Source organism: Frondihabitans sucicola (genome assembly GCF_030296615.1).
GTDB classification, from domain to species: domain Bacteria; phylum Actinomycetota; class Actinomycetes; order Actinomycetales; family Microbacteriaceae; genus Frondihabitans; species Frondihabitans sucicola.
In genome coordinates this window covers 3459740-3473205 of record NZ_AP027732.1, presented here as the reverse complement: position 1 = coordinate 3473205, position 13466 = coordinate 3459740, and the positions used below count along the sequence as shown (strand labels likewise).

Below are 13466 nucleotides of genomic sequence, written 5' to 3'. Positions count from 1 at the left end.
TTGTTCTCCGCCCCGCAAGGGCTTCCGCAAGGGCCGCGGCCCGACGGAGATCATCCGCCGGACCACGTTAGGTTGGCTGCATGGCATGGTTGGTCACCGGCGGCGCCGGGTACATCGGTTCACACGTGGTTCGAGCACTCGCTCAGGAGGGGCTGGAGCCGGTCGTGCTCGACGATCTGTCGTCGGGTTTCGAGTCGTTCGTGCCGGAGGGCGTCCCCTTCGTCCGCGGCACGATCCTCGACGCCGGCCTGGTCGAAAGGGCGATCGACGAGCACGGGGTGACCGGCGTCGTTCACGTCGCGGGCTACAAGTACGCCGGCGTCTCCGTGCAGCGACCTCTGCACACCTACGAGCAGAACGTCACGGGCACGGGCGTCCTGCTCGGGGCGATGGCGGATCGGGGCGTCGACCGGATCGTGTTCTCGTCGAGCGCTGCCGTCTACGGCACGCCGCCGACGGCCACGGTCACGGAAGACACGCCGAAGAACCCCGAGTCTCCGTACGGAGAGTCGAAACTGATCGGCGAGTGGCTGCTCCGCGATCAGGGAGTCGCTGTCGGGCTGCGTCACACGAGCCTCCGTTACTTCAACGTCGTCGGCTCGGGCCAGAGCGACCTCTACGACGCGAGTCCGCACAACCTGTTCCCGCTCGTCTTCCAGGCGCTGCTCGAGGGCCGGACGCCGAAGATCAACGGTGACGACTACGACACCCCCGACGGCACCTGCGTGCGCGACTACGTCCACGTCGCCGACCTCGCCGTCTCGCACGCCGCGGCTGCGAAGCGCCTCGACGCCGGCGACACGCTCGAGACCGCCTACAACCTCGGCTCCGGCGAAGGCGTCTCGGTGAAGCAGATCATGGACGCCATGGCGGACGCCACGGGAATCGCGTTCACCCCCGAGGTCGCGCCGCGACGCCCGGGGATCCCGCGCGGATCGTCGCCGAAGGCGTCCTGGCGGGCCGCGATCTCGACTGGAAGATGCGGCACTCGCTGCTCGAGATGGTGTCCAGCGCCTGGGAGGCGCGCAGGGCCGCGGAGTAACCGGCGGCGTCCGCGCAGGATCACGGGCGAGCACATCCAGGGAGGACCGAACGATGCGTCGGTCCTCCTTTTGTCCCCCGACCGACACGCCCGACCGGCAAATCACCCTCAGTCGGGGGTCGAGGGTTTTATGATGCCCGACTTGACGTATCGGTAGTTACACGGGTGTAATTACAGGTATCGCGACCGCCGGGGGAGCGACTTGCAACGAGGGGAGATGCGCATTGGCCATCCAAGACCGCAGCGCCCACGAGAACCCAGCCCACGACACCTTCGGGGCGGGCGAAGGCACTGACTTCTACGACGCCGGCTCTGGAGCCGGCCGTGCAGGCCACATCGGCGCCGGGGTTCCCGACGACTGGCACGTCGATCCCGTTCTCCTCGGTGTTCCCGGGGTGCGGAAGGTCGTCGAAGACGAAGACAGCCAGCTCGCCTGGCAGGCCGACTCACTGTGCGCCCAGACCGACCCCGAGGCGTTCTTCCCCGAAAAGGAGGCTCGACCCGCGACGCCAAGAAGATCTGCGCATCCTGCGACGTCCGCGCGCAGTGCCTCGAGTACGCGCTGCAGAACGACGAGCGCTTCGGCATCTGGGGTGGGCTCAGCGAGCGCGAGCGTCGCAAACTCCGCAAGCGCGCGTAGCCCTGCCGCCAGAACGTCGACGTACCCCGATTCGTTTCTATGAATCGCTGCGGCGCGCGGGGCTGATCCCCGTTCCGCCTCCCGCGGGCGCTTAGAGTCACCCTCGTCATGCAGCCGAGAGTCACAGCGATCCTCGCCGCCCCGGGAGGGGCGGCCTCCCTCGACAGAACCCTCGAGGGTCTGTCGCGCCAGACGCGACCCCCGGAGGCTCTGGTCGTCGTCGACACCGGAGGGCCGGATTCGCCTGCGGGACGCCTCTCGCTCAGCGGTGCGGCGCAGCTGATCTCGGCTCCCGCCGGCACCGGCCTGGGCGCCGCCGTCGCCCACGCGCTGCGCGCCATCGGACCCGCCGCCGTCGGTACCGAGGACGACGAGTGGCTGTGGATCCTGGGTGAGGACAACGCCCCGGAGGACGCCGCCCTCGAAGAACTGATGGCCACCGTCGAGGTGGCCCCGTCGGTCGCCATCGCCGGCCCCAAGCTGATGCGCTGGGAAGACCCAGGCGTCATCGCCGAGTTCGGCGAGACCATGACCCGCTTCGGTGCCTCGGTCGCCCTGATCGCCGGTGAACTCGATCAGGCTCAGCACGACGTGCAGGCGGACGTCCTGGGTGTCGCCGCCGGCGGAATGCTCGTGCGGCGGAGCGTCTGGCAGTCGCTCGGCGGCTTCGATCCCGGTCTGCCCCACATCGATGCGTCCCTCGACTTCTCGACGCGCGCCCGCCTAGCAGGGCACCGAGTCGTCCTCGTTCCGTCCGCGCGCGTGCTGAGCAAGGGACACCCCGAAGACTTCGGCCGTTCCGAGGGCGGTCACGCGCGCCGATCCAGGCTGCGTCGGGCAGCGCAGTTGCACCGTCGCCTCGTCTACGCGCCGGCTGCGGCGCTGCCGTTCCACTGGCTGAGTCTCGTGCCCCTCGCGATCCTGCGCTCCATCTGGCATCTCCTGGCCAAGAATCCAGGTGCCGCGATCGGTGAGTTCCGCACCGCGTTCTCGGTCGCGTTCGGCCGATCGCACGTCTCGGCCGCCCGAGTGAACCTCGCACGATCGAAGAAGCTGCGCTGGCGGGTCGTTCGTCCGCTGCGCGCGACCTGGGCCCAACTTCGGGAACGCCGGGTCAACGAGCGCGACGCACGTCTGGCCGGTGTGGAGGACACCGCTGAGCCCAAGGCGAGCTTCATCGGCGCTGGGGGACTCTGGATCACGCTTCTCGCGGCCGTCGTCGGAATCGTCGCCTTCTTCCCCTTCTGAACTCGCCCGTTGTCACCGGCGGCGGCCTGCTGCCGGTCAGCACGACGCTCGGCTCTCTCTGGCAGTCCGTGGGGTACGGCTGGCACGACATCGGCACCGGCTTCGTCGGGCCATCGGACCCGTTCACGGGTCTCGTCGCCGTCCTCGGGTCGATCACCTTCTGGTCGCCGTCCACCGCGATCGTCCTGTTCTTCTTCGTCGCTCTGCCCGTCTCGGCGATCGGCGCCTGGCTGGCGGCGCGCCGCGTCACGAATCGGCACTGGGTTCCGGCCGTCGCGGCGCTCGTCTACTCCGTGTCGCCGCCCGTGCTCTCCGCCCTTCAGACAGGACACCTCGGCGCCGTCATCACCCACGTGGCGCTGCCGTTCCTCGTCCTCGCCATGGTCTCGTCCCACCGCTCCTGGGCGGCGGGCGCCACGGCATCGATCCTGTTCGCCGTCGTCGCCGCGGCGACGCCGTCGCTCATCCCGGCCCTCGTGATCGGCTGGCTGGCCGCGATGGCGACCCGTCCTCGCGGAACCCACCGCATGCTCGGGATCCCCGTGCCCGCGATCGCCCTGTTCGTCCCGCTGGCGATCGCCCAGATCTCGCGCGGCACCTGGTGGGCCGTGTTCGCCGATCCCGGCGTTCCGACGCGCTCCGCGGCCGCCTCGCCTCTGCAGCTCGCCCTCGGCTCGCCCGAGACGGGTCTCAACGGCTGGACCGACCTCGTGGCCACCGTCGGAATCACCGGCTCGACCATGGCGATCGTGATCGTCCTCGCCATGCTCCCTCTCGGGATCCTGGCCGCCCTCTCGGTGTTCGCCCCGTCGCGCGGCGCGGCTGTCGCCTGCCTGGCGGTGGCTCTGCTCGGCTACGCGTCGGCGGTGGGCGCCACGCACCTCGAGATCACCGGTGTCGGCAGCAGCACGACGGGGGTCTGGGCGGGAAGCGGCCTCAGCCTCTATTTCGCGGGCCTCATCGGTGCCGCGAGCATCACACTCGACCGCATCCCACGCTTCACGCCGCCGTTCGGCTTCCTACTCGGCGTCGTCGGCATCGCGGCCTCGGTTCCGCTGATCCTCGCGACGCTCATGGGGACGGCGACGATCGTGCCGTCGTCCGGCAGGATCCTGTCGGCGTACGTCACCGCCGAGGCCGTTGCAAAACCCGACGTCGGCACGCTGGTGCTCTCCCCGCAACCCGACGGCAGCCTCGCCGTGTCGCTCCAGCGAGGGCAGGGGAGACGCTCGACCAGCAGTCCACGCTCGATTCCACCCAGCAGCAGCTCTCGTCGTCGACTCGTGACCTCACCGTCCTCGCCGGCAACCTGGTCAGCCGAAGCGGATTCGATCCGAAGCGGGATCTCTCCGAGCTCGGGGTCGGATTCGTGCTGCTCGGGTCGACGAAAGACGACGGTCCGGCCGGCGACCTCGAGCAGCGCGCCAGCGGAGCCCTCGACGGCAACGCCCTGTTCCTGCCCGTCGGCAAGACCACGAGCGGTCAGCTCTGGCGCTACGTCGACGCCAAGGAGCGCACGACTCAGAACCCTGCCGGGGGCCCTGCGCCCGATCATCCTGATCACCTGGGCCATCGTGTTCGGATCCGCGCTCCTCCTGGCGATCCCGACCACACCGCGCCGCCGCCGCGCCCGCCCGGGCAAGCCGGAGGCCGAGCAGCCGGCGACGACCTTCGACGAGGAGCGAGATGACTAGGCGAAAATACGTCAGCACCGGCGTCCGCGCCGCGATCGGCGTCGTGACCCTCGCCATCGGGGCGGGCGTGATCGCCGCCGCAACGGCCCTTCCCCTCCCGTCGTTCAGCGAGACGCCCGCCGGCCGGGTCGTCACCCCGGTCGCACTCGACCAGCAGCGGGTCTGCTCCGGGTCCCTCCTCCGCCTCGCCGGGCAGAGCGGCGATTCAGCGACCAGCGTGTCGGCGACCGGCTCGGCGTCGACGGTCACCGGCGCCGGCGACGGCGACGCCCCCGAGGTGTCGACGCTCAAGGGGCCGGGCGGAACCCGTTCGAAGCCCCTTCTGATCACCGCCGCGGCGAAGGGGTCCACGACCGTGCCGCTCGTCGCCGGTGCTCAGAGCCAGGACGCGCAGTCCACCGACCTCACCGGGTTCGCGGCGTCGCCGTGCTCCGAGCCGACGAGCTCGAGCTGGCTCGTCGGCGGTTCCACCGAGACCGGGCGCACCACCCTGATCGATCTGGTCAACCCGACCGACGTCAACTCGACCGTCGACCTCGCCGTCTACGGCGAGAGCGGAAAGGTCAACGGACCCGGGCTGGAAGGAATCGTCGTCGCACCCAACAGCGAGAAGGCGGTCCCCCTCTCCGGGTTCGCGACCGGGCTCGCCTCGCCCGTCGTGCACGTCACCAGCCGCGGCGGCCAGATCACCGCCAATCTGCAGGTCGGTGTCGTCCGCACCCTCGAGCCGGGCGGTGCGGACACCGTCAGCGCGGCGGCCGGGCCCTCGAAGCGCCAGACGATTCCCGGCATCATCGTGCGCGACAGCGATGCGGTCACCAGCAAGTCGGGCCAGGACGGCTACGACGACCTGACCACGATCCTGCGGGCTTTCGTGCCGGGCACGGGCAACGCCGACCTGACCATCCAGCTCCGCACGCCGACCGGGAACGGCGCCACGTTCTCGGTCACTGCCCAGGCCGGGCAGGTCACCGACGTGCCCCTCGACGGTCTGCCGAACGGGCAGTACACGGCGACGATCGCGGCTTCGGTGCCGGTGGTGGCGGGCGTGCGATCGTCGAGCGTGTCGAAGGGCGGCGCGATCGACCTCGCCTGGGTGGGAGCGGCCCCCGCACTCGCCGGATCGACGATGCTGGCCGTCGCCCAGGGGCCGGACGCCACCCTGACGCTCGCGAACCCGACGACCAAGGCCATCTCCGCCCGCTTGCAGAGCATCGGCGGCACGCCGACGACGCTCACCGTTCCGGCCGGGGCTTCGCTCACCCAGAAGCTCAGCACGGGGTCCGTGGGCACGCTGACGAAGGCGAACGGGCTCAGGGCGGCAGTCAGCTACAGCGCCTCGGGCAGGATCGCGGCGTACGCGCTCTTCTCGCCGACGGCCGTGTCGACGCCGGTGAAGGTCTATCCCTGACCTACGCGTCGGACGGCGCCCGAGCCGCGGTGGCCGGCGCCTGAACCGGGGTGGACGGCGCCTGAGCCGGGGTGGCCGGCGCTTTTCAGTGGTCGCGGTACCTGTCGGGCGCGAGATCCCACGGGTCCTTGCCGAGGAGGTCTCCGACCGCTCTGAACACGTACCCTTCGACGGCCGCGCGATGCAGCCACTCCGCGTCGCCCGCCTGCCGGGACTCGTGCTGACGCGCGAGTCGCTCGATCGGCAGTCGGTAGAGCACGATGCGGCGGCGCACCGGGTCGACGTGCCACCGCTCGAAGGTGCGGTCGGCGGCCCCGTGGGGGAGACCTGCGACCTCGAAGACGACGTCGTCGAGTTCGTCCGGCCACAACTCGCGGAGGTACTGGGCGGCACCGGCCACGATGTCGTCGAAGAGATCGCTGCGGGTGCGGAGGAACGGGAGGTGCGGCCCCGTCGCCGACGAGCGCAGACCTCGGCCGTGCCGGTCGCGGAAGCCCGCTCGACCGCTGGTGCGAACTCGAGGAGACCTGGCCATGCGCTCATGGTAGTCGGCCCGACAGCTCGACGACCCGTGATCCCCACCTCGCCGTCGCCGGTACGGCGTGCCGGATTCCCGCGCGGCCGGGCTTAGGCTCATCGGAGATGAACGGGCGACCCTGCAGCAAGGTCACGTGCCAGAACGAGGCCGTGGCCACTCTGACGTACGACTACGCCGACTCGATGGCCGTCGTGGGCCCGCTGGCCGTCACGGCCGAGCCGCACGGGTACGACCTCTGCGCGCGGCACGCCGAGCGACTCTCCGCTCCGCAGGGATGGCAGGTCGTTCGCCATGTAGTTTTGGGGAATGACTTCTGATTCGCCCGTAGACCTCACCGCCTTCGTCAAGACGTACGACGTTCGAGGTCTGGTCGGCTCCCAGCTCACGCCCGAGGTCGTCGAAGCCTTCGGAGCGGCGTTCGCCGACGAGATCGGCTCGTCCGCTCCCGAGATCGTCGTCGGTCACGACATGCGCGACTCCTCACCCGAGTTCGCCGCAGCCTTCTCGCGCGGCGTGACCGCCCGCGGCACGAACGTGACCCTGCTGGGGCTGTGCTCGACCGACGAGACCTACTTCGCGTCCGGGTCGCGCAACGCACCCGCCGCGATGTTCACCGCCAGCCACAACCCCGCCACCTACAACGGCATCAAGTTCTCCCGCGCGGGCGCGCAGGGCATCAGCCTCGACACGGGGCTCTCGTCGATCCGCGACCGAGCTTCGGCCTTCCTCACCGACGGCGTCACAGCCGTCGACGAATCCGGTGAGGTCACTCCCTTCGACGCGCTGCCGTCGTACGCGGCGTACCTGCGCTCCCTGGTCGACCTGTCGGCGATCCGGCCGATCACGATCGTCGTCGACGCGGGCAACGGCATGGGCGGTCTGACCGTTCCCGCCGTCCTCGGCACCGCGGCCGGCCTGCCCGAGCTGCCTATCGAGATCATCCCCTCTACTTCGAGCTCGACGGCTCGTTCCCCAACCACGAGGCGAACCCGCTCGAGCCCAAGAACCTCGTCGATCTGCAGAAGGCCGTCGTCGAGCACGGCGCCGACCTCGGGCTCGCCTTCGACGGCGACGCCGACCGCTGCTTCGTGGTCGACGAGAAGGGCGACGCCGTCACGCCGTCCGCCGTCGCGGCCATCGTCGCGGTTCGCGAGATCGCGCGCGTCCGAGCCGCCTCGCCCGAGGAGCACATCAACGTGATCCACAATCTCATCACCTCGCGGTCCGTCCCCGAGGCCATCGAGGCTGCCGGCGCCACCCCCGTCCGTACCCGCGTCGGCCACTCGCTGATCAAAGACGAGATGAAGGCCTCCGGCGCCATCTTCGGCGGCGAGCACTCGGCGCACTACTACTTCCGCGACTTCTGGGGTGCCGACAACGGCATGCTCGCGGCGCTGCACGTCCTCGCCGAGTTCGGCTCCGGCAGCGCGCCCCTGTCCGAGCTCACCGACCGCTACACGCCGTACTCGGCGTCCGGCGAGATCAACTCGACCGTCACCGACGTCCCCGCCGCCTACGCCCGCATCGTCGAGGCCTACACCGGCCGGGGTGAGTTCGACGAGCTCGACGGGCTCACCGTGTCGGGCACGAGCGACGACGGCGCGTTCTGGTGGTTCAACGTCCGGCCGTCCAACACCGAGCCGCTGCTGCGGTTGAACGCCGAGGCCGCGACTCCCGCCGGCATGCAGCGCGTCCGCGACGCCGTCCTGGAGCTCATCCGCGCGTAGTCCTGCTTCACCGAAGGCCCATCGTCTCGACGGTGGGCCTTCGTCGTGCGCCCAGCCCAGCCCCGCCCGTCCGCCCCGTCCCTCCCAGCCCCGCCCCGCTCGATCCCGCCCCTCCCCGCCCGATCCCGCCCCTCCCGATCCCGCCCCGCCCGATCCCGCCCCTCCCGAAATCGAAGGGGATTTTCAGCCGGCACCCCGTTTTGCCCCATAACCCTGCGCCGCAAGCGAGGATCCCCTTCGATTTCGGGAGGGGGTGGCGTGGGATACGGGGTGGGGGTATAGTCATTACCCCCTGGGGGTATTCAAGAGGACGGCAGGATCATGGAACAGCACGACCACGCGGCGCACGTCGGCTACTCCGGCGACAAAGACCAGATCATCAAGCGGCTGAAACGCGCCGAGGGTCAGGTTCGCGGCCTGCAGCGCATGGTCGAAGACGACACCTACTGCATCGACATCCTCACCCAGGTGTCGGCCGCGACGAAGGCGCTCGAGACCGTCGCCCTCCAGCTCCTCGACGACCACCTGGCGCACTGCGTCACCGAGGCGGCGCAGCAGGGCGGCGACGTCGCCGAGCAGAAGGTCCGCGAGGCCTCTGCCGCGATCGCGCGCCTCGTGCGCTCCTAGATCCTGCGCCGCGCGTCCGCCCCTCGACCTCCACGAAAGGCACACCATGTCCACTGCGACCTACCTCATCGACGGAATGACCTGCGAGCACTGCGTGAACGCCGTCACCACCGAGCTCGGTGCGCTGGGCGGCGTGGAACGCGTGGCCGTCGATCTGAAACCCGGGGCCTCGAGCGCTGTCACGGTGACCAGCGTCGCGCCTCTCGATCCTGCCCTCGTCGATGCGGCCGTCGACGAGGCCGGCTACGCGGTGCACTCGTGACCGCGGTCAGCGACGAGCGTCGGGGCGACGAGCGCAGGATCGTCGATCTCACCATCGAGGGGATGACCTGCGCGAGCTGCGCCCAGCGCGTCGAACGGAAGCTCAACAAGATCCCGGGGGCAACGGCGTCCGTCAACCTGGCGACGGAGCGAGCCCGCGTGGAACTGCCGCCCTCCGCCGGCGACGAGCTCGCCCTCGCCGCGGTCTCGGCGGCGGGCTACCGCGCGACCGTGCGGCCTGTGGCCGGGTCCGCGACCTCTGCGCGGGCAGCGACTTCGGCCCCCGCTGGGCCTGCGGCCTTGCGGCCTGTGGCCCGGTCCTCGGCCTCTGCGCGGGCAGCGACTTCTGCCCCGCTCTCGCGCCGGTCGCCGGTCGGCCTGACGCGGCGCTGCGCGACCCGGCCCAGCGCGACCTGGCCGACCGCGACCACGCCGACCACGACCACGTCGACCACGACCACGACCACACCGACCACGACCACGACCACACCGACCACGAACACGCCGACACCGGGCACGCCGCGCACGACCACGCGGACGACCACGCCGCGCACGACCACGCGGACGACCACGCCGGGCACGACCACGGTTCCGCCGACGGCCTCCGCCAGCGCCTCGTCGTGTCGGCCGTGCTGACCGTGCCCGTGTTCGCCCTGTCGATGATCCCGGCGATCCAGTTCACCAACTGGCAGTGGCTGGCCTTCGCTCTGGCGAGCCCGGTCGCCGTCTGGGGAGCCTGGCCTTTCCACCGAACGGCCGTCACCCAGGCGCGTCACCTCGGTGTCGGGATGGACACCCTGATCAGCCTCGGCGTGATCGCCGCGTACGGCTGGTCGATCTACGCCCTGTTCTTCGGCGGTGCCGGAATGCCGGGCATGCACATGACTCTGCAGCTGTTCGGCCGACCCGACGCGGGGGCGCAGGACGTCTACCTCGAGGTGGCGAGCACGGTGACGGTGTTCCTCCTCGCCGGGCGGTACCTCGAGGCGAAGGCGAGGGTGCGCTCCGGTGCGGCTCTGCACGCGCTCCTCGAGCTCGGCGCCCTCGAGGCCACGCTCGTCCGCGACGGTCGGGAGGAGCGCGTAGCGGTGTCGTCCCTGGTGGTGGGCGACGTGTTCGTCGTACGCCCGGGCGAGAAGATCGCGACCGACGGCGTCGTCACGCGAGGCTCGGCCGCCGTCGACGCGAGTCTGCTGACCGGCGAGTCGGTGCCGATCGAGGTATCCGAGGGCGACGACGTCTCGGGGGCACGCTGAACGCCGGCGGCCACCTGACGGTGCGCGCCACGAGGGTCGGCTCCGAGACGCAGCTGTCGCACATCGCCCGGCTCGTCGAGGAGGCGCAGACCGGCAAGGCTCAGGTGCAGCGTCTCGCCGACCGGATCTCCGGGATCTTCGTCCCCGTCGTGATCCTGCTCTCGGTCGCGACCTTCGTCGGCTGGCTCGCGACCGGGCACTCGCTCACGCTCGCTATCACCGCCGCTGTGGCCACGGTCATCATCGCCTGCCCCTGCGCACTCGGGCTCGCCACACCGACGGCCCTCCTCGTCGGGACGGGCGCGGGCGCGACCCGCGGCATCCTGATCCGTGGGCCGCAAGTGCTCGAGCAGGCCGGCAAAGTCGACACCGTCGTGCTCGACAAGACGGGAACGCTCACGACGGGCGAGATGCGCGTCACCGACGTCGTCGTGGCCCCTGGCGAGTCGAGGGAGGCGGTCCTCGCCTCCGTTGCGGCTCTCGAATCGCTCTCGGAGCACCCCGTCGGGCGAGCCATCGCCCGGACGGTCGCTCCCGCCGCCGAGGCCGCCCTTCGGGTCGGGGCCTTCGAGACGCACGGGGGCTCGGGGTGCACGGCCTCGTCGACGGAAGCCTCGTCGTGGCGGGGCGTCGCTCGTGGCTCGCCGACTCCTGGGGCATCGCCCTCGACGGCGGCCTGGCGGCGGCGATCGACGAGGCGGAGGGCGCAGGATCCACGGCCGTCGTCGTCGTCATCGACGGCCGGGCCCGCGCTGTCGTCGCGGTCGGCGACACCCTGCGTGCGACCAGCAGGGACGGTGTCGCCCGCCTCGTGGCCCGCGGCCTCACGCCGGTGCTGCTGACGGGGGACAACGACGGTGCGGCCGCCCGGGTCGCGGCCGCCGTCGGCATCGAGCGCGTCATCGCCGGTGTGCTGCCGGGCGGCAAGCTCGACGCGGTCCGCGCGCTGCAACGCGACGGTCACGTCGTCGCCATGGTCGGTGACGGGGTCAACGACGCTGCCGCCCTCGCCGGAGCCGACCTCGGCATCGCGCTCGGCGGCGGCACGGATGCGGCCATCGAGGCGAGCGACATCACCCTGGTGCGCGACGACCTCAGGCTCGTGGCCGACTCCCTGGCCCTGTCGCAGCGCACCCTGCGCGTGATCCGGAGCAACCTGTTCTGGGCTTTCGCCTACAACGTCGCCGCGCTGCCGATCGCGATCCTCGGCCTGCTGAACCCCGTGGTGTCCGGCCTGGCGATGGCGCTCTCGTCCCTGATCGTGGTCGGCAACAGCCTGCGCCTCCGTAGGGCCTGACCCCGCCCAGGCTCCGGCCCGCCCCCGCCTCCGGCCCGGCCCGCCCGCCCACGGTGGTCGTGCGCAACATGCCGCTCACCTTCGGCAATCGTCGTCATTTGCGCACGACGGCCGGGAGGACGGCCGGCGGGCCGGACGGGATGCGAGAATGAGGGCATGTCAGTCGCCACCGCCGCAGCCTTCTCCTTTCGAGTCAAAGACCTCACCCTCGCCGAGTCCGGCCGTCACCAGTTGCGCCTGGCCGAGAACGAGATGCCCGGGCTGATGGCCCTGCGCGCGGAGTTCGGCGAGTCGAAGCCTCTCAAGGGCGCGCGGATCGCAGGATCCCTCCACATGACCGTGCAGACGGCCGTGCTCATCGAGACTCTCGTGACGCTCGGCGCCGAGGTGCGCTGGGCGAGCTGCAACATCTTCTCGACCCAAGACGAGGCGGCCGCCGCCGTCGTCGTCGGGCCGAACGGCACGCCCGAGGCGCCCGCAGGCGTTCCCGTCTTCGCGTGGAAGGGCGAAACCCTCGAAGAGTACTGGTGGTGCGCCGCCCAGATCTTCGACTGGAGTGCGGAGGCCGCAGCAACCGGGGCCGACTTCACGGGCCCCAACCTCATCCTCGACGACGGGGGCGACGCCACGATGCTCGTCCACAAGGGGCGCGAGTTCGAAGAGGCCGGGGCCGTTCCGGCCGACTCCGGCGACGACTCCCACGAGTACAAGGTCATCCTCGACCTGCTTCGCGCCTCCCTCGCCGAGTCGAGCGACCGGTACACGACCATCGGCTCCGAGATCCTCGGGGTCACCGAAGAGACCACCACGGGCGTCCACCGCCTGTACGAGCTCGCCCGCGACAACGCCCTGCTCTTTCCGGCGATCAACGTCAACGACTCCGTCACCAAGTCGAAGTTCGACAACAAGTACGGCATTCGTCACTCCCTGCCCGACGGGCTCAACCGCGCCACCGACGTCCTGATCGGCGGCAAGGTCTGCTTCGTGGCCGGCTACGGCGATGTCGGAAAGGGCGCCGCGGAGGCGCTCAAGGGCCAGGGCGCGCGCGTCATCGTGAGCGAGGTCGACCCGATCAACGCGCTGCAGGCGGCGATGGACGGGTTCCAGGTCGCCACGCTGTCGAGCGTCGTCGACCAGATCGACATCCTGGTCACGGGTACCGGCAACCTCAACGTCGTCACGGTCGACGATCTGGTGGGTCTCAAGCACCTGGCGATCGTGGCGAACGTCGGCCACTTCGACAACGAGATCGACATGGCCGGCCTCGAGGCCCTCGAGGGCGCCGAGCGCATCGAGATCAAGCCTCAGGTGCACGAGTGGCGGCTCCCCACCGGCCGCAGCATCCTGGTGCTCTCGGAGGGGCGGCTGATGAACCTCGGCAACGCCACCGGCCACCCTTCGTTCGTCATGAGCAACTCGTTCACGAACCAGGTGCTGGCGCAGATCGAACTGTTCACGAAGCAGTCCGAGTACCCGACCGGCGTCTACGTCCTGCCGAAACACCTCGACGAGAAGGTCGCCCGCCTCCACCTCGACGCCCTCGGGGTCGAGCTCACCACGCTGACTCCCGAGCAGGCCGCCTACATCGGGGTTCCGGTCGAGGGGCCCTACAAGCTCGATCACTACCGGTACTGACCCTCGCCACGCGGCGCCCTGCTGCGCCGCGCGGTGCTGGTGCCGACGGGTCTCCGGCCGGCGCGGTCGGCCCAGGGCAGGCCGAAGGGC

At 70.6% G+C, this 13466-nt stretch carries 8 protein-coding genes and 4 pseudogenes; 11 read left to right on the top strand and 1 reads right to left on the bottom strand.

Annotated features, from left to right (window positions below; translation table 11 throughout):
* The first annotated feature begins 80 nt into the window (after window positions 1–80).
* The 5 genes and pseudogenes from galE (at window position 81) to QUE79_RS17895 (ending at window position 6035) form a co-directional block, all read left to right on the top strand.
* A pseudogene (gene galE, locus QUE79_RS17915) lies at window positions 81–1042 on the top strand (UDP-glucose 4-epimerase GalE).
* A 335-nt stretch (window positions 1043–1377) separates the two neighbouring features.
* Window positions 1378–1682 (top strand): annotated as a pseudogene (locus QUE79_RS17910) (WhiB family transcriptional regulator).
* Between the two features lie 108 nt (window positions 1683–1790).
* Entirely contained in the window at window positions 1791–2930 is a 1140-nt protein-coding gene (locus QUE79_RS17905) for a glycosyltransferase family 2 protein (RefSeq protein ID WP_286344249.1), read from the top strand.
* Between the two features lie 68 nt (window positions 2931–2998).
* Entirely contained in the window at window positions 2999–4624 is a 1626-nt protein-coding gene (locus tag QUE79_RS17900; RefSeq protein ID WP_286344248.1) for a hypothetical protein, read from the top strand.
* Complete coding sequence (locus QUE79_RS17895; RefSeq protein WP_286344247.1) at window positions 4617–6035, top strand: DUF5719 family protein; 1419 nt, start codon at window positions 4617–4619, stop codon at window positions 6033–6035. Before QUE79_RS17900 ends, QUE79_RS17895 begins: the two co-directional genes overlap by 8 nt.
* An 85-nt stretch (window positions 6036–6120) precedes the next feature.
* Here QUE79_RS17895 and QUE79_RS17890 read toward each other — a convergent pair whose 3' ends face one another.
* Window positions 6121–6570 carry a metallopeptidase family protein gene (locus QUE79_RS17890; protein WP_286344246.1) on the bottom strand — a complete coding sequence of 150 codons (450 nt, stop codon included), beginning with the start codon at window positions 6568–6570 and terminating at the stop codon, window positions 6121–6123.
* Window positions 6571–6677: 107 nt separating this feature from the next.
* Here QUE79_RS17890 and QUE79_RS17885 point away from each other — a divergent pair, with 107 nt between their 5' ends.
* The 6 genes and pseudogenes from QUE79_RS17885 (at window position 6678) to ahcY (ending at window position 13376) form a co-directional block, all read left to right on the top strand.
* Window positions 6678–6890 carry a DUF3499 family protein gene (locus QUE79_RS17885; protein WP_286344245.1) on the top strand — a complete coding sequence of 71 codons (213 nt, stop codon included), beginning with the start codon at window positions 6678–6680 and terminating at the stop codon, window positions 6888–6890.
* A pseudogene (locus QUE79_RS17880) lies at window positions 6880–8300 on the top strand (phosphomannomutase/phosphoglucomutase). The gene QUE79_RS17885 and the pseudogene QUE79_RS17880 overlap by 11 nt, the downstream one beginning before the upstream one ends.
* A 321-nt stretch (window positions 8301–8621) precedes the next feature.
* Window positions 8622–8927 carry a metal-sensitive transcriptional regulator gene (locus tag QUE79_RS17875; protein ID WP_286344244.1) on the top strand — a complete coding sequence of 102 codons (306 nt, stop codon included), beginning with the start codon at window positions 8622–8624 and terminating at the stop codon, window positions 8925–8927.
* Between the two features lie 46 nt (window positions 8928–8973).
* On the top strand, window positions 8974–9189 hold the full coding sequence (locus QUE79_RS17870) for a heavy-metal-associated domain-containing protein (protein ID WP_286344243.1): 216 nt from the start codon (window positions 8974–8976) through the stop codon (window positions 9187–9189).
* Window positions 9190–9251: 62 nt separating this feature from the next.
* Window positions 9252–11741, top strand: a pseudogene (locus QUE79_RS26230) (heavy metal translocating P-type ATPase).
* A 156-nt stretch (window positions 11742–11897) separates the two neighbouring features.
* Window positions 11898–13376, top strand: a complete 1479-nt coding sequence (ahcY, locus tag QUE79_RS17850; RefSeq protein ID WP_286344242.1) for an adenosylhomocysteinase — start codon at window positions 11898–11900, stop codon at window positions 13374–13376.
* The last annotated feature ends 90 nt before the right edge of the window (window positions 13377–13466 follow it).